Below are 24,357 nucleotides of genomic sequence, written 5' to 3'. Positions count from 1 at the left end.
TAGCCGCCTTGCAATGCGTATCTGGCATGAAGGAACAATAATCCGGAGCGACGGAAATGACCTATAAGGCCCCCATTCGCGATATCATGTTTAATATTGAGCACCTGGCAACCTCACCGGGAACCGGTGCGGCGGGCGGTGGTATTGAACTGGATGATGTGGAGGCCGCGCTGGAGGCGCTTGGGCGGTTCTGCTCTGATGTCATCGCTCCGTTGTCGCGGATTGGGGATGAGGCCGGGGCGCGGTTCGAGGGGGGCGAAACCGTGCTGCCCGAACCCTATGCGCAGGCCTATGCGCAATTTGCCGAGATGGGCTGGCAGAGCTTGCCGCACCCGGAAGAGTTCGGCGGCATGGGATTGCCGCGGGCGGCTGCGGCGGCGGCGACCGAGATTCTGAACGCCTCCGACCTGAGTTTCGGCCTGTGCCCGCTGCTGACCGATGGCGCGGTGGAGGCGCTGCTGCTGACAGGATCGGATGCGCAGAAGCAGACATACTTGGAGCGGATGATCTCCGGGCAGTGGTCCGGTACCATGAACCTGACTGAACCGCAGGCGGGCAGCGATCTGGGCCGGGTGCGCTGCAAGGCGGAACCCGTCGGGGACGGCACCTATGCGGTGTCCGGCACCAAGATCTTCATCACTTATGGCGAACACGGGCTGACGGAAAACATCATCCACCTGGTGCTGGCCCGCACCCCGAATGCTCCGGCAGGCCCCAAGGGGCTGAGCCTGTTCATCGTCCCCAAGTTCCTGGTGGAGGAAGATGGCACGCTGGGCCGCCGCAACGCAGTCACCTGCGTTAGCCTGGAACACAAGCTGGGCGTTCGTGCCAGCCCGACCGCCGTGCTGGAATACGATGGCGCGACCGGATTCCTGGTCGGCGAGGAGAACCGCGGGCTGGAGTATATGTTCGTGATGATGCGCGCCGCCCGCTTTGCCGTGGGTGTGCAGGGGGTTGCAGTGTCGGAACGCGCCTGTCAGCATGCGCTGCAATACGCACAGGACCGCGTGCAAAGCCGCCCGGTGGATGGCAGCACCAAGGATGCCGCGCCGATCATCCGCCACCCGGACGTGCAGCGGATGCTGCTGCGGATGCGGGCGCTGACCGAAGGCGGCCGGGCGCTGGCGATTGCCACTGCGGGCTGGCTGGATATGGCCAAGCAGGGCAGCTCCGACGCTGAGGAAATGGCCGAGTTTCTGGTGCCGCTGGTCAAGGCCTTCTGCACCGAGCGGTCTCTGGAAGTCACCTCGCTAGGGGTGCAGGTGCATGGCGGCATGGGCTTCATCGAGGAGACCGGAGTTGCCCAGTTCTACCGCGACGCGCGGATCCTGCCGATCTATGAGGGCACAACGGCTATCCAGGCCAACGATCTTCTGGGCCGCAAGGTGCTGCGGGACGGCGGCGCAACTGCCTGCCGCTTTGCAGGGCTGGTGCAGGAAACCGAACAATCGCTGCAGGGTGGCAATGCCCAGGCGCAGGCCGTGGCAAAACGGCTGAGTGAGGCGCGCCGGATGTTTGAGGCCAGTCTGGCCTGGCTGCTGGATACTGCCGGCAAGGATCCGAATGCGGCCTATGGCGGCAGCGTGCCTTTCCTGATGCTCACTGGCAATCTCGCCACCGCTTGGCAATTGGGCCGGTCCCTCCTAGCGGCCAGCGGCAAGCTGGAGCAGAACGAGGACACGGCATTCATGGCACAGAAGATCGCTACGGCAGTCTTCTATGTGCAGCACATCCTGGTGGAATGCGGCGCCGAACACTTGCGTATCACCGAAGGCAGTACCAGCCTGGGCGATGCCGCAGTCAACTTTTGAATACTTCACAATAGCGGCACGGCTCTGTGCTGGAAAACTAAGAAAGGGCCAGACCCATGACCCAAGCAGCAAATGCGCACGTTTATGAAAACCTTGAAATCGAACAGCAGGACAATGGTGTCAGCATCGTCCGGCTGAACCGCCCCACCAAGCGCAACGCGTTGGATACCACCACGATCGAGGAACTTGTCACCTTCTTCAGCAATGCCCACCGCAATGGCGTGAAGGCCGTGGTGCTGGCAGGCAATGGCGACCACTTCTGCGCTGGTCTTGATCTGGTGGAGCACTGGAAGGCCGACCGCAGCCCCGACGATTTCATGCATGTTTGCCTGCGCTGGCATGAAGCCTTCAACAAGATGGAATACGGTGGCGTCCCGGTCATCGCTGCGCTGCAAGGCGCAGTTGTTGGCGGCGGTCTGGAACTTGCCAGCGCGGCACATATCCGGGTTATCGACCAGAGCACCTATTTCGCGCTTCCCGAGGGCCAGCGCGGCATCTTCACCGGCGGCGGCGCTACCATCCGGGTCTCTGACATGATCGGGAAATACCGGATGATCGACATGATTCTGACCGGCCGGGTCTATCAGGGCCAGGAGGCGGTCGATCTCGGGCTGGCGCAATACATCACCGAAGGTTCCAGTTTCGACAAGGCGCTGGAACTGGCGGATAAGATTGCTGAAAACCTGCCGCTGACCAACTATGCGATCTGTTCGGCAATCAGCCATCTGAACAATATGTCCGGCATGGATGCGGCTTATGCCGAGGCAGTGGTGGCGGGCGTGGTGAACACCCAGCCCGCAGCGCGGGAACGGCTGGAGGCCTTTGCCAACAAGACCGCTGCCCGGGTGCGTCCCAACAGCTAATTCTTCGATGCGCGCCGCCAGGGGCAGGGGCAGCCTGGCGGCGCCAAAGAGCATTGTTCCCGGGGCTCCAGCCAGTGCGGCGGCTGACCGGCCTGTTTGCTGCGCAAAGGAAAAGGGCCTAGCGAGTGATCGCTAAGCCCTTGAATTCTTTGGCTCCGGCGGTAGGGATCGAACCTACGACCAATTGATTAACAGTCAACTGCTCTACCGCTGAGCTACGCCGGAACATGTGGCGTCGTATAGGATTTCCGGATTGCGGCGTCCAGAGGAAATTCTCATGCAAAGGCAATTTTTTTGAGGTGAATTTCGCGCCCGCTGGCACAGTCCGAAAGCAAGGGCCTGACCTAGTCCTAGAGGTGCGTTGTCATCCTGTAACCAGGGGCGAAGAACAGTTTGGCCAGCGTCACCGGCTGACCGCGCAGCCAGGTGATGCGTTCTGCTGTGAAAACCGGATCGCCCGCCTGCGCGTCCAGAAATTCGGCCACGCTCTGGTCGGCCTTGGTTGCCAGAAAGCTCAGCTCCAGATTGGTGAAGGGCACTTTCTGCACCAGCCAGTCGTTGGGGCCGGAACTGGAAAAATCCGCCTCCAGAACGTCAGGAATGCTGTCAGGAACGATCCAGCGGATCTCATACTGAAACGGGGCATTGCCGGCATAGTGCATGCATCTGAGATGCAACACATCCCGGCCTTGCGGAATATCCATTCTGGCGGAAAGCCAGGCCGGAGCAGGCAGAACGGTACGCTCAACAAGTGCGTAGCGGTACTCGGATCCGTTTTCCGTAATCTCGTCACGGACCAGCGGAATCGCAAACTGTGCCTTTCTGACCGGCGCATTCAGAACTCTGGTACCGGCCTTGCGCTTTCTTTCCAGATAGCCTTCCTCAGCCAGTTCCCGAAGCGCTCGGTTGACGGTGGTGCGGGTGCTTGAAAACTCCTCAGCAAGGTCGGTTTCGCTCGGCAGCAGGCTGTCAGGGGGCCAGATCTTGTTGTGGATGCGGTCCAGCACCACCTGCTTGATATCGCGGTAGCTCATGTTTGCGCGTGGTGCGGCCATACTGTCTCCAATAAAATGCTTAATGGCTATATATATAGACATAAGTGGCTTTGAAAAGCGAGCAGCCGCTACGGAGCAACACGGGGGCCAATAGATGCAAAAAAGCCCTCAAGCGGTTGAGGCTTGAGGGCTTTTCATGGCTCCGGCGGTAGGGATCGAACCTACGACCAATTGATTAACAGTCAACTGCTCTACCGCTGAGCTACGCCGGAACGGTTCGTGCCATATAGCGTTCCCGGGGTGGGCCGTCCAGAGGGCAGCGGGGAATTTTTTGAAAAAATTCAGCCGCCGCTCAACTCAAAAACCGACGATGCCGACAGGGGGCTTTGCGGGGCTGTCCGGCCGCGGCCTGTGAGGTCCACGAGATGCGCAAAAACATTGCGCTCCGCGGCTTTCAGCAGGGCGGCTGGCGTGTCGGTATAGATCTGTTCAGCCAGGCTGCGGGCGGTAGCCGGAGCCTGCCCCAAGGCTTTTAGAATTGCGGCTTCGCGTGATTCCCTGTGGGTTATCAGCCAGTCGAGCCGTTCTTTCGGATTGTCTATTGGTGCGCCGTGACCTGCGTGAAAAACCCGCCAGCTGCGCTGCTGCAGGCGGCGGCAGGAGGCCATGAAATCGGTCAGGTCTCCGTCCGGCGGCGATACCAGCGAGCTGGCCCAGCCCATCACATGATCGGCGGTAAAGCAGGCATCCCCCCAGGCCAGCGCGATGTGGTTCCCCAGGTGGCCGGGAGTGTGGATCACCTCCAGTTCCCAGCCGTCTCCGCTGATGACTTCGCCATCGTCCACCGTGACATCCGGGGTGAACTCCTTGTCGATGCCCTCGCCGCCACCGGCCAGGCCGTGCGCGGCAAGACGGGACATGACGTCGCTTCGTCCTGCTTGCGGCCCGCCGAACGCATAGACTGCTGCGCCAGTGGCCTGGCTCAGTCCGCGGGCCAGCGGCGAATGGTCTAGGTGGCTGTGGGTGACGATGATATGGGTTATCTTCTGGCCGGGCTGCACGGCTGCAAGTATTGCGTCCAGATGCGCATCCGACGCCGGACCGGGGTCAATCACTGCCAGCCCGTCAGTGCCCAGCATATAGGTATTGGTGCCGCGGTAGGTCATGGGAGAGGGATTCGGAGCCAGAATACGGCGCAGGCCCGGCTCCATCTCCTCGGCCAGTCCGGGTTGCGGGTTGAAGTCGTCCGGTGCCTGCATGGTCCTGCCTCATTAATGATTTCCCGGCCCGGGCAATCTTCCCTCTTTCCCCGGCGCCCTATAGGCTTAGCCCATGTTCTTCCAATGGCTCAAACGATATATGCCGCGCAGCCTCTATGCCCGGGCGGCCCTGATCCTGGTGGTGCCGATCGTGGCGCTGCAGATCGTGATCTCCGTCGTGTTCATCAAGCGCGACCTGGAGGATGTGACAGTGCAGATGACAGCGACCATCCAGCGCGAGATGGAACTGCTGCGCCAGATTGCCGATGCTGCGCCGGATCAGGAGACGGCGCTGGCCCAGATCGCACCGGTGCTGCAGCCGCTGCAGATGCAGGCACGGTTTCTGCCGCCAGGCGCGCCGCTGCCGGAGGATGAATTCAGCCTGATCGAATTTTCCGGCCGGGTGGTGCGCGAGGAGATGGAAAAGACGTTTCCGGGCTTTCTGGCGGCGCGGTTTCTGTCTGACCGGATGGTGCAGATCTACTTCGGTTCCGCTCACGGGCTGGTGGAGCTGAGTTTTGACCGCCGCAGGCTGACTGCTGCAGCGCCGCACCAGCTGATTGTCACCATGCTGCTGTTCGGCTTTTTCATGATGATGATCTCTTTCCTCTACATGCGCAACCAGCTGCGCCCGATCAAGCGGCTGGCCAATGCGGCCGAGGCCTTCGGGCGCGGGCGGGCGGTGCCGTATTCACCCTCCGGCGCAACAGAAGTGCGGGCGGCGGGCAGCGCTTTTCTGGACATGCGTGCGCGGATCGAACGGCAGATTGAGCAGCGTACGCTGATGCTTTCGGGGGTAAGCCATGATCTGCGCACGCCGCTGACACGGATGAAGCTGGAATTGGCGATGCTGGACGAAGAAGACGCGGCGCCGATGCTGCGTGATGTCGACGAAATGCAGGCGCTTTTGGACGCGTTTCTGGACTTCTCCCGTGGCGCTGCGGTCAGCGAGCCGGAGCCGGTGGATCCGCAAGAGCTGGTCCGCGATATCATCAGCGACTGGGAGAGGCAGGAGCAGCAGGTGACTCTGGGTGAAATGTCCGGCGAGGGGCAGGTGATGCTGCGCCGCCAGCCGATGCGCCGGGCGGTCGCTAACCTGATTTCCAATGCGGTGCGTTATGGCACCCGGGCGCGGGTTTCCGTTGCGATGACGGATAAATCGATGCGGATACGGGTCGAGGATGACGGGCCGGGCATCCCGGCAGAGCAGCGCGGCGATGCGGTGCGCCCCTTTACCCGCCTTGACCCGGCCCGCAACCAGAACCGGGGCACCGGCGTCGGGCTGGGGCTGGCGATTGTCGCTGATACCGCGCGGGCGCACGGCGGCACCCTGCGGCTGGGCGAAAGCGCCGATCTGGGCGGGTTGAAGGCGGATATCGTCATCGCCCGCTGAGAGCGCCCTGAGAAAAGCAAGCTGGCAGCCCTGGTAAGGCTGCCAGTGTGAAATCTTGCTGACCCGCCTTTGCGGGAAAGGCGGCCGTCAGGCAAACTCTTTGGACAGAGTGTTGAAACCGGTCTCAATCGCCGAAGCCGCTTTGACCAGGTTCTCGCCTCCGGAAGCAATGCTGGTCACAGTGGTGCTGAGGCCCAGGCTGCCGACCCAAATGACCCATTTGGCCCAGACTGGATCCTTGTGGCGCAGGGCGTCGACGGCCTTTTGCGAGTTGTCGCGGAACTTCTCGGCCGGCTTGATGCTGACGTGATAGGCTTCGATGCTTTTGATCAGTTTGGCGGTTTCCTTGCGCGTGGCCTCCATCGCAGTGAACAGCCCATCCAGCTTCTTGCTCTTGTAACCGCGGTCCTTGGCCATCTTGCCCAGCTTCTTCTCGATCTCCTTGTCTAGCTTGCTTTGCTTGTCGAGAAGCTTGTTCAGCTCCTTGCCCAGTGCGGCGATTTCCAGATCGATGTTCTTGAGCTTGGCCTTGTAGGTTTCCAGATGTTTGTCGACCCGGTTGAAGCCCGCAGTTTCGATCATCAGGAAGTCTGCCAGGAACTCCTTACCGATCTCTTTGGCCTTTACCTTGGCCTTGGATTGTTTCTCATAGGCCGAAACCAGCTGTTTCAGTGCCTTCTCCAGCTCGCCGTGGATCTTGACGATGTCGGATGTCACCTTCTGCACGGCGCGCGCCACCGAAACGATGCTTTGCGCAATGCCATAGATACTGGCGGCAATGGACACACCGCCGGTCACCGCGCCAGCCGCCAGCGAGGCAGTGGAGCCAATGGCGCAGGCGCTGCCAAGCACAATCGCGCTCACCACCTTGATGCGGTATTTCTTGCGGTCCTTGTTGGCCTGTTTCCACTTGTCGAAATGCTTGGTCGCGACCTGTTCAATCGATTTTTCATACTTGGCAAAGATCTTCTTGATGTCGGCGTCCAGCTCTTTGCATTCCTTGTCGCTCAGCGGCATCACCGAGCCCAGGTTGTTCGCGGCATCCACCCGAAGGCAGCATTCGTTCAGCAGCTTTTTGTATTCTTTGGTGGCATCGTCATACAGCTTGGCGACAAAGCGGGCGTCGGTGTCGAGTTCCTTGGCAACGCTCTTGTCGACCTCGACGGTTGCCGCAAAGTTCATGTTGCCGAGCTGAACAAATTTGGGCTTCACCTTTTTGGTGACCTCATTTTTAACGTCAGCTTTGATGATGGTGAGCTTTTCTGTCGCCATATTTCTGGTGCCTCTTGAATAATCTTGCGGCGGGGGCGGCGCCTGAAAACAGTATCGAAATCGCTACGGAACAAGTAATTTGCCCTGCTCTGAGGCCACCCTACCGGACGGCGGGGATTATGAAAGCAAAAAGCTTACAGCCGGGTGAAGGCGGTTTGAGAACGGCATGATCCTATAGGCGTCTATGGATTGGTGCCTCCTGACCGGACGCACTAGGCTGCGGTCCCCAGACTGGCCGCAGAGTGTTGCGCCGCAGGCCTGAACAGCGCACGCCCGGTTTTCCGGATCTTTGTCTTTTGCCTGTAACTCTCTGACATAGGGGAAGCAGCCTGAAGCGAAACCTGCCTGGGAGTACCCGAATGCCTCAGATTGACCCTTTCACCAGTTTCCGCCGCGGCTTGGAATGCCCGGCCGCCCACCATTTTGACACTACCCCGCAGGACGGGAAGGATTGACCTGGCAGGTCCAGGGTCCTGCGCCTGCCCGGGGGGGGGGCGACCTTGCCATGCGCAATGAAGCCGGGACCGTGTTCACCTATGCCGTCACGGCTGGCGAAACCATCGGGTTTTCCGCTGCGGGTAATGAGGTCACTGGTACCTCCGCATCCATCACGCGGTGGTGCTGACGTTGTGCCTTGGCGCCTGTGCAGTGCCGCAGGGATGTGCATCCTTTTCGGCCATCATGGCCGCCTCTCTGGATTCTGCAGATGCAGTAACTGGCAATCTGCCGGGAATAGGCGGGGGCAGGCGGAGTGAAATATGGTAGGCCCGGCAGGATTCGAACCTGCAACCAAAGCGTTATGAGCGCTCTGCTCTAACCGTTGAGCTACAGGCCCGCCATGGATTTGTGGTTAGGAAAAGAGGCAAGCAAGGTCAAGCGGTGATTGCGGCGGGCAACGGCGTTTCTTCTGCGCGGGTCCGGTGCAGGGTCTCCAGCCGGGCAACCGTGTGCTCGATGGTCAGGTCCCGGCGGCGGTCCGGGGTGCGGCGGGATGGGTAGACGGCAAACACGTCCTTAAGCGGTGCCTCATAGCCGGGCAGCACCTGTTCGTATTCGCCGCTGGCCAGCTGTTCCTCGACCATGAAGCGGGGCGCGCGGGTATAGCCTGAGCCGCTGCTTACGGCGCGCATGATCAGGTCGGGGTCATCGGCGGTGAAGCCCACCTGCACCGGTGCCGGGTATTCCTGCCCGCCTCGGCGCAGCGGAAAGAACCCGCGGGTCTGGTCCTCATGGTGTTGAATGAACTTTAGCCGTTTCAGCTCCTCCGGCGTTTGCGGGCGGGTTTCGCGGTCGAGATAGCCGGGGGTGGCAAACAATACGGTTTCCAAGGTGGAGATCTTGCGTCCGAACCCATCGGTATCGCCCAGTTGTCCGGTGCGGATCGCCAGATCGTAGCCTTCGCGTACCACATCGACCAGCCGGTCCTCTAGCCGCATCACGATGTTCAGGTCCGGGTGCTCGCGGTTCAAGTCCAGCAGCATCGGCCCGATAACACTGCGCCCGAGAAAGGAGTTCACGCTGATCCGGAAGGTGCCGGAGACGCTGCCCTCCAGCGCATCCACCTCCGCTGTCATGCGGTTATAGCCGCTCAGCAGTGACTGCGCGTGGCTGTAGACCAGATCGCCTGCACGGGTTGCATGGATGCCCTTGGCGGTGCGGTGCAGCAATTGCTGGCCGATCTGCGCCTCCAGTTGCTTGATCTGCTGGCTGACCGCCGACTGGGTGATGCCGCGGCGCCGGGCGGCCCGGTTCAGGCTGCCTTCGTCCAGGGCGATGGTGAATGTCTCCAGCAAGGTCAGCTTGTCCATGGGGCGCCTATAAGAATTACTAATAACAGTTATCGGTGCTGCCGGGCTGCGAGCTGCGGAAATGCGCGATTAAGTCCGGTGCACGGGAATATTTCCTGAAACAGATATTGGAGTTTCTTATGACAATCAATCGCAGGGCATTTCTGAGCGGGCTGGCGGCAGCTCCGGCGGCGGCACTGGCAACCGGGCTTGCTGGCAGCAATTGGGCTTGGGCGGCTGAGGGTTCAGCGGCGGCTGGCCCTGTCATCCACCCGTTCAGTCTTGGAGATGCCAGGATTACGGTGCTGCTGGATGGCCATCTGCCGCTGGGAACCCAGTTGTTCAATGACTACGATGCTGCCAAGGCGGAAGCGGTGCTGGCACAGGGTCTGCACCGGCTGCAGAACGATGCCCTGCAGATCCCGGTCAATGGCTACCTGGTGGAGCGCGGCGGGAAGAAGCTGCTGATCGACACTGGTACGGCGCAATTGATGGGGCCGGGCCTGGGGGCGCTGGGCGCCGGGCTAGCAGCGGCAGGCGTTGCGCCGGGAAGTATTGATACTGTACTTTTGACGCATATCCATCCGGATCATTCCGGCGGACTGATCACGCCGGACGGTGCCGCGGCCTTTGCCAATGCCGAACTGGTAGTGGCGCAGCGGGAATGGGACTTCTGGCATGACGATGCCATCATGGCAGGCGTGCCGGAAAGCAGCCGCGGCTTCTTTGACATGGCCCGCCGATCCGTCGCGCCATATGCCGACCGCCTGCGTCTGCTGCAGGGGGAGGGCGAGGCTGCGCCCGGTTTCACTGCTGTGGAACTGCCGGGCCATACGCCGGGCCACACCGGGTTCATGCTGGATGCGGGCGGCGAAGGACTGCTGTTCTGGGGTGATCTGATCCACAGCGCCGCACTGCAGTTTGCGCTGCCGGACTGGACCATCGCCTTTGACACCGATCCGGTGCAGACCGCGCAGACACGGCGTAAAATGATGGACCGGGCAGCGGCGGACAACCTGCTAGTGACCGGCGCGCATCTGGACTTCCCGGCGCTGGGCCGGGTGCTGCGGCAAGGCGATGCCTTTGCGTATCAGGCAGCCCCCTGGCAATTCGGGATCTAAGGCCCGCATTCCTGTGGTGAAAACCGCTCTGCTGCGCTGTCGGCGATGGCGCAGCAGATTCCCTAGTTCCCTTCTGATGCGCCTTGCGCTAAAGGCTGCGCAACCGATTTGAAGGAGCCATGTGATGACCAGCGGCAAGAACGGCCTGACCTATGCAGATGCAGGTGTGGACATTGATGCGGGCAACGCCCTGGTTGACCGGATCAAGCCGGCTGCCAAGCGTACCAACCGCCCCGGCGTGGCCAGCGGGCTGGGCGGCTTCGGCGCGCTGTTTGATCTGAAGGCTGCAGGCTACAACGATCCGATCCTGGTTGGTGCAACCGATGGCGTTGGCACCAAGCTGCGGATCGCCATCGACACCGGTGTGGTGGATGGCGTTGGTATCGACCTGGTTGCCATGTGCGTGAACGATCTGGTTTGCCAGGGCGCTGAGCCGCTGTTCTTCCTCGACTATTTTGCAACGGGCAAGCTGGAAACAGACGTTGCTGCCCGCATAATCGAAGGCATTGCTGAGGGCTGCGTACGCTCCGGCTGCGCGCTGATCGGCGGCGAGACTGCGGAAATGCCGGGCATGTACCCCGAAGGCGATTTTGACCTTGCAGGCTTTGCTGTCGGCGCCATGGAACGCGGCACGGCACTGCCCGAAGGTGTGCAGGAAGGCGACGTGCTGCTGGGCCTGGCATCCGACGGCGTGCACTCCAACGGCTATTCGCTGGTGCGCAAGCTGGTTGAGGTTTCCGGCCTCGGCTGGGACGCGGACTGCCCGTTTGGTGAGGGCTCCCTGGGCGCGGCGCTGCTGACCCCGACACGTCTGTATGTGAAGCAGTGCCTGGCCGCAGTGCGGGCAGGGGGCGTGCATGCGCTGGCCCATATCACCGGCGGCGGGTTGACCGAGAACCTGCCGCGGGTTCTGCCTGAGGATCTGGGCGCCGATATCGACCTGAACGCTTGGGACCTTCCGCCCGTGTTCAAATGGATGGCAGAGACCGGCGGTATTGCCGAGGCGGAAATGCTGAAGACCTTCAATTGCGGCATTGGCATGATCCTGTCCGTTTCTGCAGACCGCGCTGATGAGCTGGTCAAGGTTCTGGAGGGTGAAGGCGAGACCGTGGCCCGCCTGGGCACCGTCACCGCAGGCGCCGGCATGCGCTATTCGGGCAAGCTGCTGTGAGCCACAAAAAGGTCGCGATCCTGATTTCCGGCGGCGGCTCCAACATGGTGACGCTGCTGGAGAGCATGACCGGCGATCACCCGGCGCGGCCTTGCCTTGTTTTGTCCAACAATTCCGATGCCGGCGGTCTGGCCAAGGCCGTGGCGGCAGGCGTGGCAACCGCCGTGGTGGACCATCGCCCGTTCAAGGGCGACCGGGAAGCGTTTGAGACGGAACTGGTAAAACCGATTTTTGAGGCCGGCGCGGACATTGTCTGCCTCGCAGGCTTCATGCGGGTGCTGACCGCCGGGTTCGTCTCGCAATTCGAGGGGCGGATGCTGAATATCCACCCCTCACTGCTGCCGAAATACAAGGGCCTGCATACACACGCCCGCGCGCTGGAAGCAGGCGACGCGGAGCATGGCTGCACCGTGCATGAGGTGACACCGTTGCTGGATGATGGCCCGATCCTGGGCCAGGCGCGGGTGCCAGTGATGGCAGGTGATACGCCGGACGCACTGGCTGCGCGGGTGCTGGAGCAAGAGCACAAGCTCTATCCGGCGGTGCTGCGCCGCTTTGCCGCGGGCGACAAGACACCGGTACAGTTGCCTTAACGGATTTCCTGCGTGGCCGCGCTGTTTCCGCGCCAGTCCAGCTGCTCGGTCTGCTGTTCCGGCGCCATCAGTGCGGGCAGGCCGATCAGCACCAGCAGCAATGCTGCCGCAAGTACCGGAACCAATCCTCGGGACAGCATAAAACCACCGGTTTTGGCGGGGGAAAGATCAAGTATGGTCATCGTTTGTCCTCCTGTGACGGGTGTATCCCCAATCTAGGAGTGCGCGTGTTATTATGAAAATGAATGTTTGAATCGAGTATCATCACAAATAGTGAACACTGGTGGTGCCCGTGTGCTGGCGGCCACAGCGCTGCTGGCAGAATTCTCCACCCGGTCCCGCACCTGTTTGCATTGGCCGGGACAAGCGCGTATCACGGCCCGGTCTTACTGATAATGAAAAGCCGTAATTGATGAAAACTCTGACCTCTACCGAAGAACTGCAGGCCTTCTGTGAAGCTGCAGCGCAGCACGCCTATGTCACGGTGGATACCGAGTTTCTGCGTGAACGGACCTATTATTCCAAGCTCTGTCTGATACAGCTGGCCTTCGCCGGGGATGGGGAGAACGACGCGGTTCTGGTTGATCCGCTGGCGGATGGCATCTCGCTGGAGCCGCTGTATGAACTGTTCCGCAACGAGAATGTGGTCAAGGTGTTTCATGCCGCGCGGCAGGATCTGGAGATCTTCTGGGTCGACGCGCAGGTCTTTCCGAAGCCCTTGTTCGACACCCAGGTTGCGGCGATGGTCTGCGGCTTTGGCGAGCAGGCGGGCTATGAGACGCTGGTGCGCAAGATCGTCAAGCAGGGGCTGGACAAGACCTCGCGCTTTACCGACTGGTCGCGGCGTCCCTTAAGCGAGGCGCAGAAGACCTATGCGCTGGCGGATGTGACCCACTTGCGCAAGATCTACGAGTTCCTTGCCGCCGAATTGGACAAAAGCGGCCGCGCCCATTGGGTAACCGAGGAGCTGCAGGTGCTGACGGATCCTGCAACCTATGACATTCAGCCCCAGGACGCCTGGAAACGGGTGAAAACCCGGACCAACTCCGGCAAGTTTCTGGCCGTAGTGCGCGAGTTGGCTGCCTTCCGCGAGACCTACGCGCAGAGCAACAACGTGCCGCGCAACCGGGTGTTCAAGGATGACGCGCTGGTCGAGCTGGCCTCTACCAAGCCGCGCAATCCGGGGGATCTGGGCGGTTCCCGCCTGCTGCTGCGCGAGGCGCGCAAGGGCGCGATTGCCGAGGGTATTCTGGAGGCCGTGGCCAAAGGCGTTGCCTGCCCGGCTGAAAAGCACCCCAAGATGGACCGCAGCAAGGAGAAATTGCAGGTAAACCCCGCACTTGCCGATCTGCTGCGGGTGCTGCTGAAAGCGAAGACCGAGGCGGAAGGTGTGGCCGCGAAGCTGATTGCGCCCAGTGCCGATCTGGACGCAATTGCGGCAGGCCTGCGCGATGTTCCGGCCCTTAGCGGCTGGCGGCGTGAAGTCTTCGGGGCTGACGCGCTGCGCCTGTGCGAAGGCAAGATCGGACTGGCTGCCAAGGGGCAGGACGTGAAAGTGGTTGAGCTCTAAATTTCCAGCCTGGTGTTAGTGTCAAAAAAACGCCCGCATCTGCGGGCGTTTTTTTGATGGCCAGGAGATTCAGCGGCGCCGGCTTTCCCGTGCGTTCGTCTCGCCGTTTACCCTGACGATGCGGATCTCCTCCAAATCCTGGTTCGACAGGGTGCGGGCCGCATGCAGTGTGCGGCTGAACTCGCTGCCGGTCAGGGTCGGCACTTCCGGGTAGACCACTCGGAAGTCGTATGTCAGCACGCCATCCTCAGCGTCCTCCACTGGGCGTAGCTCGACCTTGAAGGCACCCTGGCGTTCGGCAATGCCGGTTGCGTGGATGATCGCACCGGAGGCCGTTCGTTCAATTTGCAGCCCGGCGATCTGGCTGATTAGAACACTTTTGTCTTTGGGCGGTTTCTTGGCAAAAATGCCGCGGGCATTGCTCTCCTGCGGCAGCAGCGGGTTGACGTTCTCCGCCACCTCGACCTCTGCCGGTTCCGAACTGCCAAACCAGTTGGTCGGGTTCAGCCGTGAATCCCGCCAGCCGCATGCTGAAAGCACCAGCGCGCAGGCCAATGTAAGAGCCAATGGTTTTTGCATTCGTCCCCGCCCATTCAAAATGTCTTTGCAACGGATTACCCGATTGGGTGCAGCTTGAAAAGCGGTTGAAAAGGGACGGGCAGGGGCTTAGGTGCTGATCTGCACCGGACGCGGGTTTTGAGGATAGACAGACGATGGCCACTGCCGCCTTTGAAGAGATCGTGGAAGACTTCGAGTTCATGGAGGACTGGGAGGACCGCTACCGCCATGTGATCGATCTGGGCAAGGCAATGGAGCCTCTGGACGAGGCACTGAAAGTGCCTGCGACCAAGGTGGACGGCTGTGCCAGCCAGGTGTGGCTGCATGCCACCATCGAGGGCGGTGATTTCCGGTTCGACGGCGACAGCGACGCGATGATCGTGCGCGGGCTGATTGCGGTGCTGCGCTGCCTCTACAACGGGCTGGCTTTGGCAGAGGTAACGGCAGTTGATGCCAAGGCCGAATTGGGCCGCCTGGGTCTGAACGAACACCTGTCCTCGCAACGCTCCAACGGCCTTAGGGCAATGATCGAGCGGATTCGCGAAACCGCGATGGCGCAGGCCTGAGGCAAACGGGCGGAGGGTGAGGGCCTCGCGCTCCCCGAAGTATTTCCTTCAAAGAAGAAGCGGTTAGCGCGCCCAGCGGAAAATGGCGGTTTCCAGATCGCCATAGCCGGTATGGCGGTGCTCAAACGCCAGCCCCATGCGGTCTGCGCATTCGCGCGCCTTTGTCACCAGCTTGGGGTCATTGACCTGCGATTGGTAGACTAGCTTGGTGTAATTTCCAAACACCATGTCCCGCAACTCCGGGTTCTTGTCGAGGCCCATGGGGCGCCAGACGAAAGCGTCGAACTGCTTGACCAGGAAATCGGTCAGATAGAAGGCGGTGATTTCGCCTTCCTCCGAATGGCGGGCAAAGGTTTCGTTGCCTTCGAAGAAGGAATAGCAATGCGGACCTGCAACCATCTCCACGCCCAGTTCAGCGCATTTGCGCTCCAGCGCGCCGCCGGTGCCGCAGTCGGCATAAACCACATAGATCTTGTCGTAGACCTTTGAATGCTTGGCAACGGCGCCATCAACGGCGTCGACAATCTGCTCCGGGTACAGGTGCAGCTTGGCAGGCAGGCAGGTGAGGTCGATGTGATCCATGCCGTTTGCGTCCTTGATGGCAAGGATCTCGCGCGCCAGCGCGCCGCAGGCAATCAGCAGGATGCGGCCGGTCTTTTTCTCGGGCGCAGCCAGGCCCTGTTCGGTGAGGGAGCTTTCCTCAAGCGTCCGCCCGGTCGGGGGGCGGAAGGCAGCCCGCTCTGTCAAGCGGGCTGCGCGTCCTTTGCGTGCCAAATCAGGCGCTCATCGAGTTGTGCTTGCGCGCAACGAAGTCCTTGGCCATTTCCACGGCCACGGCTGCGTCACGGCAATAGCCGTCGGCGCCGATTGCCTTGCCGAACTCTTCGTTCAGCGGTGCGCCGCCAACCAGCACAATATAGTCGTCGCGCAGGCCCTGTTCGACCATAGTGTCAATCACCACCTTCATGTAGGGCATGGTGGTGGTCAGCAGAGCCGACATGCCGAGGATGTCCGGCTTATGCTCTTCCAGCGATTCCAGGTAGTTCTCGACCGGATTGTTGATGCCGATGTCGACAACCTCAAAGCCCGCGCCTTCCATCATCATGGAAACCAGGTTCTTGCCGATGTCGTGGATGTCGCCCTTGACGGTGCCGATCACCATGGAGCCGACGCGCGGGGCGCCGGTTTCGGCCAGCAGCGGCTTCAGGATGGCCATGCCGCCCTTCATCGCGTTTGCGGCCAGCAGCACTTCGGGAACGAACAGGATGCCGTCGCGGAAGTCGGCGCCGACGATGGTCATGCCGCCAACCAGGGCTTTGGTCAGAATGTCGTAGGGAACCCAGCCGCGCTCCAGAAGGATGTTCACGCCTTCTTCGATTTCCTCTTTGAGACCGTCATAGAGGTCGTCAAACATCTGCTGAACAAGTTCCTCGTCATCGAGTTCCGAGAGGATGATGTCTTCTTCGTCCGACATGCGCCTAATCCTTGCTGACGGGGGAATCCCCGGTGTTGGCCTATTTCTGAGGCTTTTGTGACAGAATGCTGTTTGCGAACTGCATTATTTGCGACATTGCCGCGTTTCTAACCGACGTATAGAGACAATTCCGGCGCAAGAATAATGAAGATTCCACATGGAAATCTTCGAAATTGCCCATTTGTTCTTTATTTGTTCTCTTTGAGCGGTTATTTTGCGTCCATGCCGCCGGAAATTACGCCACCCGCCATGCGCCGCAAATCACGTGCCAGCCTCAGCAATGCGGCAGGCCGGTTCGACATGGCACGGGAGGGGGTGGATGACGGCTGGTTCCAGGAGCTGCCGGATGCCGTGATTCCCACTGAGGTGCGTCAGGAAGCGGCGCGCACGCTGATCACCTACAACCGTTCACCCGACCTGCCGTTTGACCGCTCGATCAATCCCTACCGCGGCTGCGAGCATGAAATATGAGTTGCGTGATCGGATGAGCGAGCGTTGGTTTTTAAGGGTTCTTCGCGTTGGTTGGTCTTGCGGGAAATTTGGGACCTAGATGCAAAAAAGTGTTCATCAAGCCTCTATTTTGTGTGTCGAACAAGGATTTTCTGTTGGCTTTTTGTCCTCGCATAAATTGCGGGGGCGGAGTTCTTATGAACACGTTCTCTGCGAAGCCTAGCTACATGGAGATCTCTTGGCGTGCGGAAGGAGAACTAGGGTCGAGCGCAGGCCAACTGGGACGAGCCTGACCTAAGCGGTCCTGCTCGGGAATTTCACGGTAATTGGTGCAGTCCCCTGCGAGGCATTTTTGCGAAAAAGCTACGTTCAGTGGGTGAAAGCAACGAGAAGGCCCTAAAAAATAGGGCTTATCAGACAGCTGGGGAATGTGCGAGAACCGAAATATGGTTTAAATTCAGATACTTGACTTGGATCTTTGGGGCTGGTTAAGTGTCGGGTGACTGACATTGCCGTCGCGATACATAGCTCCGTTGTACACATTCTTTGCCAATCCCTCCGCATTTGAAACCCTGCGTGCTGGCCATCCCGCAATCTGGGAAAATGGTCACCTGCACGAGCAGGCCTGCCGCTGGTTGAATGAGCAGGTCGTTCCAAGATCAGGGTCGATCAGAACATGGGAAAACAAGGCACGCGCTCTGATCACATGGTTCGAGTGGTGCGAGGCGATCAAAATTGATTGGCGGGACACTGCGGCCGATGACCTCGCCGCGTACAGGGACGCGTATCTGTCGGCGGTCTCGCCGCTTACGGGAAGGCCCTATTCGCCAGGAACTGTAGGCACCCGAATGAGCGCCATCCTTGATTTTTTTAACTTCGCTCACGAGCAAGGATGGATGGTTGATGCATCCCTTTCAACAGAGCAGCGAACTGCTGGCCGGGCACCGATCAGCCGCGATATGCTCGCGCACACTCGAAAGGGAGGTGCGGCGGCTCGTATGCGGAGCATCATCCCTAGGAACCAAACCGATAAGGTTCGGGTGCTGAGCCGAAATCAACTCGACGCGTTGCTGAAATGGGCCGGCCCGCGAGTGTCCGAGCGGACACCAGAGAGCGGAGGTTCGGCGAGGGATCGGATCGCGATTGATCTTGGTTGGGCTGTCGGGCTTCGAGTTCGTGAGAAGGTCTCGCTGACTATTTTTCCCTTTCTCGCAATGACCCCTGATCCAGCTTCGCTCGCACATCACAAACTTGCTGTAACAGGAAAGGGCAACAAGACGCGCCAAGTCGACGTACCTGCTTGGCTTGTAGTTGACATCCAAGCGTACATTGACGGCGCCCGGGCCAAGGCCCTGCGAACCCGTGGAAGAGGAGCGAGGGAGGGTCAGCTACTGCTCAACTCCGAGACATCGACGAACCGTGCAGGACGTCCGATGAAGATACCTGGTGTGACAGAGATGATGAAGCGGGCCTGCGCTGGTGCAGGGCTAATCGAACAGCGCGCCCGGACCGATCCCATCACCGGGCATGCAGTAGTAAAGGCAGCTGCCAAATTCAGCGATCACTCTCTTCGGCACACCTATGCTGTGATGACCTGGTACGCCCTGCTGGCAGCCGGCCATGACGAAGCCTATGCTTGGAAATACGTTCAACACCAGTTGGGTCATTCGCAACTGGCCACCACCACGGACACCTACCTGAAGCATGTGAGTGTTTGGGCAACGCCTGGGCTGACCGCAGTTATAAAGTCTGTGCGCTGATGGCTCGTGGAAGGAAAGCAAACATTGCTGCGTCCGTTGTTGCCCAAGCGAGGAGGACTGCAGAAAGCAACGAACGTGATGTTTCATCTGTCGTAAAGCTTGCTGATCGCAGTCGCCTACAGTCTCGTGTCGACTGCACTCCTGATCCCGAGACAGGATATGCACGTCTTCGCGTGATTATCCCGGTCGCCGCAAGTTCGGGGGTCTATGATTTCACACCATTCCTTGCACATCAGCAATTCGCAGAGTGTCTAGCTGAAGGTTTCCGGTGTTGGGCTCAAGGTAAGGGAGTACGGTCAATAGACAACGCCTCCCGCAACTTACTTAGAGGAATAGGCAATTATCTTACTCTTTTTCCTTCGGGCTCTTTGACGATTGAAGCCATTGATGAGGGGTTTTGGACCGGGTACCTGCGATTTCTCGATGCGCCAACTGAGAGCGGGCAACCGTTGGCACTTAGTTCGCGTGCCACGCTGCTGGGTGCCGTCGGCAATTGTATCAACGCACTGGAAGGTCACGAGACCTGGGGCTACGCAGCTGAGCACCTGATTTATGCGTCAGGGTTTCCGCGAAATCCATGGCCTGGGCGAAGCAAGAAGAGCAAGCCCACAGAAATCATTCTTCCTCATTATGTCGATCATATTCTGACGGCTTGTATCGCCGATGTCACCGCCATCAATGCGCGCCTAGACAACAACGACCTGATCCTCGCTTCAGGTCGGGAAATCTTAAAAGAGGCTCGGTCCTTTTGCGAAGTGCCCAACTACGACAATCTCAGCGTTTGTGCCGCTCTCATTCTTGAAGCTTTTCCCAACCAACTGGCTCTGCTGAAGGATCTCGATCAAATTGATCCAAAGCTTGGGTCTGCAGTGCGTTTTGCCCACGGAATGACGGCAATTCGCCGGACACTCTACAATTGCTTTGAAGACCTTGTCCCATTCGTTGTGCTGATTGGATTCAAAACAATCTTCAACCCTGACACGCTTCTGTCCCTCGAATGGGGCGCGCTTCAGCCTTCGTTTGATGGGGCTACGATCATTCTGCATGGGAGTAAACTCCGGTCCACAAAGATGCAAACAAGCACACATATTGCAGAGGAAGATGTCGCAAAAGTGGCCTTGCCTGCGGAACTCGGTGCGCCACTTGGTTTTGGCGACCTCCTTGATATATTGGAGCGCTTAACTAAGCGAACTCGCAGGATCCTTGTTAACAAGGCAGATTCCTCGCGGCTTTTTGTAGGCGCCCCCCTTACCAGTGGTACCGTTGCAAAAGCGTTCCGGCAAAAAAATGGGCTTAGTGGTGACATTTGTTGGAAATGGGCATTAGAAAAATTTATTTCAAGGCACGATCTGCCCTCTTTCACACTCAAGTCCATTCGCGCGACAGGTGCTGATCAAACGCGCCGCGATTTCGGTGTCTTTGCCCAACAAGTCAGGCAAGGACATGCGTGTCCACAAACGACGCGAAATTTCTATACATCTGACTGGGTAAAGAAGCGGGGGCAGGATCGAATTGGCGAGATACAGGACCTCTACGTGCGGGCCTCGGAAACACTCGGGAAAATTGATCCGCGCGGTATAGGAGAAAAAGGTCCGCAAGCTGCAGCGACCCCCGGTTTCCTCTGTCTTGACCCTTACGATAGTCCCAGGGTTGGACAGATGAAGAACCGACTATGTGCAGCTTACGGCGAGTGCCCTTCGTGCCCACTTGCAGCTGTGGAGCTTCATAGTGATCAGGCTGCAGCCAGATACCTTGCCCTGCGTCAAGCACTTCATGCCGGGCAGCAAGGCTTAGTGTCGGCTGTCCAGTGGCAAGAGAAATGGGCACTGATCCTGCGTGACCTTGAACAGATTCTCTCTGAGGTTCCGCAGGACATTCTGGAAGCTGCCAAACAGTACCGTCTCTCAGTACCTGCGATAGGATGAGCATGAGCTTTGTCGCTGACCACTCCAAACCTCTGACAACAGATGGCATTTTGGAAGCTACTGCCGCGCGTCCCTTGCATTTACGGTCACGGGACAAATTGGAGGACCTTTTTGTCTCAAGTGAAAGCAGATGGTCGGATAAAAGGTGGGTGTTTGATAGTGATACACCTGGCGCGAGACCAAACCATAGTGCGGTCTCTTGGGACCTCGACCTGTCCGGCGGTTCCAACCTCTGTGATCCTTGCCATGCAGACCTGCTTGATTGGCTCAAACGTCTCGTTTGGTCAGCTTACGCGGCTCCAGGAGACGGTTCTGGTCGGCTGAAGCCCGGTTCACTAAGTGCTTTGTCAACTGGACTGCGCTTCCTTGTTGTCTGGAGCGTAGAAAACGATGTCGTTCTGCCCTCTCAACTGACGCGTGATGTCGTTAATGCTTATGTCGATAGGCTCAGAGAAGAAGCAGGCGGCGATGGACAAGGGCGAAACCTTACAGAGGCCGTTGCCTGGAACAGATTGCGTGTGATTGCTTTGATTTGGCAACAACGGCATGCATTAGAGCGCGCGGGTATCGCATCTATGCCCGATCCGCCCTTTGGTCGTCGTAGCGTCATTGCGATTGTCAGGGAAATTGGCGCGATCGCAACCGGAAGTTACAGGCCGATCCCAAGCGAAGTAAGTTTGCGTATACTTAACACCGCCATGAAATTACTCAGTGTTCCAGCCAAGGATGTCATCAGCCTTGTTGATCTCTCTGCTTCAGCTTACGCCACCAATGATTTGGAAGGCCGCAGCAAAAACTATAGACGAGATGTTGGCCGAAAACGACAGCGTGAAGCTGCGTTGAGCTTTGAGTTCTCAGCCATTGGGGGCCGACCATGGCATCCTCCTTTGGATCCTGCTGCCTGGGATCAAAGTGTAGTCCAGGGCATTAGAAATGATCTAGCAGCATATCTCGCTAGGGTGGAAGAGCTTCCTGAGGTTGTGGTCCGCAGTAGAAGATATGTGGATACCCGCAGGATTGTAGTCACGATGGGGTATCGGGCGGGAATGGAGTATTTTCTTCATGCCTGCCCGAACATGAACGCTGTTCTTAGCGAAAGGGCTCGGCTGAAAGGCCTCAAGTGTCCTTTTATTAGTACAACCGTTCGCTTGCTCCAGTTGACAAAGGCCATTTGTTCGGCCGCGCACATTGTCGTTCAAGGAACGGTTGGCCTTAGGATAAGTGAAGTCTGCGGGCTGAAGGCTGGTATTGATGAGAGTACTGGATTGCCGCGCTGCGTTCACATTCGGGATTCGGTAACAGGCTTCGCGGAGGTCTTTGTTCTCACGACGAATCTCTCGAAGACTGAAGAAACACCCCGTAAAGAAGAGTGGACCATCGGGTCCCGCCCAAAAGGCGCTGATCACATCCCTCCCGCCGTACAAGCGATCCTAGTTGTAGACCGGCTGCTCGCACCCTACCGGAAATTGATCGGTACCGATGATCTCTTTGTCACACTGGTAGCCAAACCGGGTCTTCCCAAAACGCGTTCTGGGGTGGGGTTGGTAACCGCAGACTTTCTTCAGTCGGACTTGCGCGCCTTCATCGCGGAGTGGGTCGATCTGTCTGACCTACCCGATGATGCAGCTCAGAAGACTATGGATCGCGAACTTGTGCCCTGGCGCGAAAGCCATGGCCGTATTCTCAAGAGCCACCAATGGCGAAAAAGCTTCGCGCACTTTGTTTACATGGTCGATCCAATGATGTTGCCGGTACTCCAGGCACATTTTCATCATGTATCAATCGCTATGACCGATGGCGGCTACCTTAACAATGTTATCCAAATTGAGGACATGAATGACATCAAGCGGCAGAAGGTGGCCAGTATTGCACTCGAAATAGCGCGGGGCGGCTCGGAACTTGCTGGGCGGAATGGCGAAGGTCTTCAGGAAAAAATTCTCCGGGAGCTTGGCCCTGAAATTGAAGGGGAGTCGACAGAGGCAGCCTATCAGTCCGCGTTCATCTACGTTGAGGAAGCGGGTCTTCATCGGATGTTTTTCGAGCCGTATGGCATCTGCGGTGCAAAAAGTGCGTCGGAAATGGCCTGCCACAAGGAGGCAGGAACGGAAGATCTTGCTCGCTGGAGACCTGACCTTGTTCCAAATTACTCCACGCGAACGCCAAGCCTCTGTGCGGGCTGCCCATCGTTTGCGATTGCACGCTGGAACCTGCCGTTTTGGGAGGAGCGCTACGTTGAGAGCGTCTTCGCGGTACGCCAGTACGAGGTAGTGAAGATGGACATGACCTACATGGATCGTCCTAACGAGCTTATGCGGGCGCGTGCAAAACAGTCTGCTGCCCTGTGCCGGAAGCTCGGTGCCGACATCAGTGAATTGGATCTTCGCGTCGAAATTAAGCTGGAGGAGCTGCGCCATGCCTCGTAGACGCACCAAAGATATCGACATGATTGAACAGGACTTTCTTGACGCTTTGGAGAGGCTTCAAGGAGGTCGCCCGCAGAATCCAGAGCTGCGAAAACGCCTGAAAACCGGTAAATCGGTGAAGGTCAACATTCTTAATGTGGCCAAAGAGGCTGGCCGGGCCCGAGGGCTGATTGCTGAAGAAGACTGCCGCTTGCCTGCGGTACGGAACTTGGTGCTGGCCGCCGCTGGACGCGAGGGTGTTCAACCGGGAAACCTTAACGACGTGATCAAGCACCTCCGTGCTGAAGTAGCATTGCTTCGTGCCGAACTTGCTGATGCCAAGAAACATGCGGCATGGCATCTCTCTGAAAGGCATAAAGCGGAGAGCCAGGCACAAAGGCTTCAGGCACAACTAAAGCGGATCCGCGAAAATGCGGATCAACGATCCAGTAAGGTGATCCCGTTTTATGTGGAAGGTCACGATAACTAAGTCAGAGGTCGTCCAGGCTGCCTACACTGGAGGGTTTCCAAGCTTTTCTATTGACCGTGCTCTGAGCCCCAACCTTGGACCGCCAGAAGCTGGATTTTTTCGGCTCTGTCACGATGACGGGCTGGCGACGCCATCGGGATAATGCATGGCAATCGGGACGTTGTATGCGCCCGCAACAAGGCGATCTTGCCGGCAACTTCAGGGTCAATCTGCTGGGAGGGGACTTCGGCGTTCATAGTCTATTCCTTTTCTACCGCACACTCAGGTTTGACCCTCAGTTGGTTTTGACGCCAACGATTGATCTCGCGCTCCCCGCGGATCTGGTCCGGATTTTGGACCAACCGCAGCCTGCGCCGCCGGAGATTGCCGATAAGAATTGTGCAAACCTCGCGGCGGAGCGGCTTGATTGGTGGGCGCATCTACTGGTCCAGGACCGGCTCTGGTCCATTTTTGCGCGGCACGTCGCGCAGCCAGGACCGGACCGCCTTGGCATCGAACTCACGCTCACGCACCAAAGCCGCAGCCATGTCCTGCAACAGCCGCTGATGTGGGTACAGCAATGCACGCGCGTGGTCCTCTGCGTAGTCGAGATTCTCACGGAGGCGTTTGCGGTCGGGTTCTGCCAGCTGCGCCGGATCCTGTGGTCCAAACCAGCCGTTGCCGAAGGTCCCTAAACCCAGTTCAAAATCCATCGCCAGGACCATCCGAGCTGCTTTTCCGAGGTCGGACGTGGCGCTGCCGCCAGCGCCCGCGGACACAGTCCCAAAGATGAGCCGCTCCGCCGCCCGCCCCGCGAGGTGGACGTAGAGCTGACGGTCGAAATCTGACGCCAGACCCGGATTCGGGGGAACATCCCGTTCGATTGTTCCGCCTGCGGCAGCCACCCGGACCTGCGTG

Annotated in this window: 20 protein-coding genes, 3 tRNA genes and 2 pseudogenes; 13 read left to right on the top strand and 12 right to left on the bottom strand. The window is 59.0% G+C overall.

Going from position 1 to position 24,357, the window contains the following annotated elements; translation table 11 throughout:
- Positions 1–86: 86 nt before the first annotated feature.
- On the top strand, positions 87–1,811 hold the full coding sequence (locus A9D60_RS10235) for an acyl-CoA dehydrogenase (protein ID WP_302621843.1): 1,725 nt from the start codon (positions 87–89) through the stop codon (positions 1,809–1,811).
- A gap of 56 nt (positions 1,812–1,867) precedes the next feature.
- Positions 1,868–2,674: a methylthioacryloyl-CoA hydratase gene (dmdD, locus tag A9D60_RS10230; protein ID WP_065267489.1), complete on the top strand. Its 807-nt coding sequence runs from the start codon at positions 1,868–1,870 to the stop codon at positions 2,672–2,674.
- A gap of 150 nt (positions 2,675–2,824) precedes the next feature.
- Here dmdD and A9D60_RS10225 read toward each other — a convergent pair.
- The 4 genes from A9D60_RS10225 to A9D60_RS10210 form a co-directional block, all read right to left on the bottom strand.
- Positions 2,825–2,899 (bottom strand) — tRNA-Asn (locus tag A9D60_RS10225).
- A 125-nt stretch (positions 2,900–3,024) separates the two neighbouring features.
- Positions 3,025–3,729, bottom strand: a complete 705-nt coding sequence (locus tag A9D60_RS10220; RefSeq protein WP_254656669.1) for a UTRA domain-containing protein — start codon at positions 3,727–3,729, stop codon at positions 3,025–3,027.
- Positions 3,730–3,866: 137 nt separating this feature from the next.
- Positions 3,867–3,941, bottom strand: a tRNA-Asn gene (locus tag A9D60_RS10215).
- A 69-nt stretch (positions 3,942–4,010) separates the two neighbouring features.
- Entirely contained in the window at positions 4,011–4,928 is a 918-nt protein-coding gene (locus tag A9D60_RS10210) for an MBL fold metallo-hydrolase (protein WP_065267487.1), read from the bottom strand.
- 73 nt (positions 4,929–5,001) lie between these two features.
- Between A9D60_RS10210 and A9D60_RS10205 the strand changes: the two genes are divergently transcribed.
- Positions 5,002–6,321 (top strand): ATP-binding protein, encoded by a 1,320-nt coding sequence (locus A9D60_RS10205; RefSeq protein ID WP_065267486.1) that lies wholly within the window; start codon positions 5,002–5,004, stop codon positions 6,319–6,321.
- An 87-nt stretch (positions 6,322–6,408) separates the two neighbouring features.
- On the opposite strand, the gene A9D60_RS10200 is transcribed toward A9D60_RS10205, so the two are convergent.
- The 3 genes from A9D60_RS10200 to A9D60_RS10185 form a co-directional block, all read right to left on the bottom strand.
- On the bottom strand, positions 6,409–7,593 hold the full coding sequence (locus tag A9D60_RS10200) for a hypothetical protein (RefSeq protein WP_065267485.1): 1,185 nt from the start codon (positions 7,591–7,593) through the stop codon (positions 6,409–6,411).
- 759 nt (positions 7,594–8,352) lie between these two features.
- Positions 8,353–8,428: transfer RNA gene (locus A9D60_RS10190), tRNA-Ile, on the bottom strand.
- A gap of 37 nt (positions 8,429–8,465) precedes the next feature.
- Positions 8,466–9,401 carry a LysR family transcriptional regulator gene (locus A9D60_RS10185; protein WP_065267484.1) on the bottom strand — a complete coding sequence of 312 codons (936 nt, stop codon included), beginning with the start codon at positions 9,399–9,401 and terminating at the stop codon, positions 8,466–8,468.
- 119 nt (positions 9,402–9,520) lie between these two features.
- On the opposite strand from A9D60_RS10185, the gene A9D60_RS10180 reads away from it, so the two are divergent.
- The 3 genes from A9D60_RS10180 to purN all read left to right on the top strand — a co-directional run bounded on the left by A9D60_RS10180 (position 9,521) and on the right by purN (position 12,265).
- Positions 9,521–10,501: an MBL fold metallo-hydrolase gene (locus A9D60_RS10180; protein ID WP_065267483.1), complete on the top strand. Its 981-nt coding sequence runs from the start codon at positions 9,521–9,523 to the stop codon at positions 10,499–10,501.
- Between the two features lie 124 nt (positions 10,502–10,625).
- On the top strand, positions 10,626–11,672 hold the full coding sequence (gene purM, locus A9D60_RS10175) for a phosphoribosylformylglycinamidine cyclo-ligase (RefSeq protein ID WP_065267482.1): 1,047 nt from the start codon (positions 10,626–10,628) through the stop codon (positions 11,670–11,672).
- Positions 11,669–12,265, top strand: a complete 597-nt coding sequence (gene purN, locus A9D60_RS10170; protein WP_065267481.1) for a phosphoribosylglycinamide formyltransferase — start codon at positions 11,669–11,671, stop codon at positions 12,263–12,265. The genes purM and purN overlap by 4 nt, the downstream gene beginning before the upstream one ends.
- Here the strand turns inward: purN and A9D60_RS10165 are convergent.
- Complete coding sequence (locus tag A9D60_RS10165) at positions 12,262–12,447, bottom strand: hypothetical protein (protein WP_065267480.1); 186 nt, start codon at positions 12,445–12,447, stop codon at positions 12,262–12,264. The two genes, purN and A9D60_RS10165, sit on opposite strands and share 4 nt — an antisense overlap.
- 230 nt (positions 12,448–12,677) lie before the next feature.
- Here A9D60_RS10165 and rnd point away from each other — a divergent pair, with 230 nt between their 5' ends.
- The gene (gene rnd, locus A9D60_RS10160) at positions 12,678–13,835 is read left to right on the top strand and encodes a ribonuclease D (protein WP_019297450.1); all 1,158 of its coding nucleotides are present in this window, start codon (positions 12,678–12,680) and stop codon (positions 13,833–13,835) included.
- Positions 13,836–13,904: 69 nt separating this feature from the next.
- Here the strand turns inward: rnd and A9D60_RS10155 are convergent, their stop codons facing one another.
- Complete coding sequence (locus A9D60_RS10155; protein ID WP_065267479.1) at positions 13,905–14,414, bottom strand: hypothetical protein; 510 nt, start codon at positions 14,412–14,414, stop codon at positions 13,905–13,907.
- 134 nt (positions 14,415–14,548) lie between these two features.
- On the opposite strand from A9D60_RS10155, the gene A9D60_RS10150 reads away from it, so the two are divergent.
- Positions 14,549–14,959 carry a SufE family protein gene (locus A9D60_RS10150; protein ID WP_065267478.1) on the top strand — a complete coding sequence of 137 codons (411 nt, stop codon included), beginning with the start codon at positions 14,549–14,551 and terminating at the stop codon, positions 14,957–14,959.
- A gap of 63 nt (positions 14,960–15,022) precedes the next feature.
- Here the strand turns inward: A9D60_RS10150 and A9D60_RS10145 are convergent, their stop codons facing one another.
- Positions 15,023–15,733, bottom strand: a complete 711-nt coding sequence (locus A9D60_RS10145; protein ID WP_065267477.1) for a DUF1638 domain-containing protein — start codon at positions 15,731–15,733, stop codon at positions 15,023–15,025.
- 1 nt (position 15,734) lies between these two features.
- The gene (locus tag A9D60_RS10140; protein ID WP_039178412.1) at positions 15,735–16,433 is read right to left on the bottom strand and encodes a corrinoid protein; all 699 of its coding nucleotides are present in this window, start codon (positions 16,431–16,433) and stop codon (positions 15,735–15,737) included.
- Between the two features lie 249 nt (positions 16,434–16,682).
- Here A9D60_RS10140 and A9D60_RS10135 point away from each other — a divergent pair.
- The 5 genes and pseudogenes from A9D60_RS10135 to A9D60_RS10115 form a co-directional block, all read left to right on the top strand.
- A pseudogene (locus A9D60_RS10135) lies at positions 16,683–16,895 on the top strand (PA0069 family radical SAM protein); the annotation flags it as partial.
- 521 nt (positions 16,896–17,416) lie between these two features.
- Positions 17,417–18,643: a tyrosine-type recombinase/integrase gene (locus A9D60_RS10130; RefSeq protein ID WP_141117889.1), complete on the top strand. Its 1,227-nt coding sequence runs from the start codon at positions 17,417–17,419 to the stop codon at positions 18,641–18,643.
- Between the two features lie 368 nt (positions 18,644–19,011).
- Positions 19,012–20,568 carry a hypothetical protein gene (locus tag A9D60_RS10125; protein WP_065267474.1) on the top strand — a complete coding sequence of 519 codons (1,557 nt, stop codon included), beginning with the start codon at positions 19,012–19,014 and terminating at the stop codon, positions 20,566–20,568.
- The gene (locus A9D60_RS26055) at positions 20,565–22,991 is read left to right on the top strand and encodes a hypothetical protein (RefSeq protein ID WP_175392936.1); all 2,427 of its coding nucleotides are present in this window, start codon (positions 20,565–20,567) and stop codon (positions 22,989–22,991) included. Before A9D60_RS10125 ends, A9D60_RS26055 begins: the two co-directional genes overlap by 4 nt.
- On the top strand, positions 22,981–23,460 hold the full coding sequence (locus A9D60_RS10115) for a hypothetical protein (RefSeq protein WP_039170768.1): 480 nt from the start codon (positions 22,981–22,983) through the stop codon (positions 23,458–23,460). Before A9D60_RS26055 ends, A9D60_RS10115 begins: the two co-directional genes overlap by 11 nt.
- 419 nt (positions 23,461–23,879) lie before the next feature.
- Here the strand turns inward: A9D60_RS10115 and A9D60_RS26835 are convergent.
- A pseudogene (locus A9D60_RS26835) lies at positions 23,880–24,357 on the bottom strand (AAA family ATPase); the annotation flags it as partial.

The sequence above is a fragment of the Leisingera sp. JC1 genome (genome assembly GCF_001679925.1).
In the GTDB taxonomy this organism is placed as follows: domain Bacteria; phylum Pseudomonadota; class Alphaproteobacteria; order Rhodobacterales; family Rhodobacteraceae; genus Leisingera.
The sequence above is the reverse complement of the archived record's forward strand: the minus strand, read 5'-3'. Positions and strand labels throughout refer to the sequence as shown.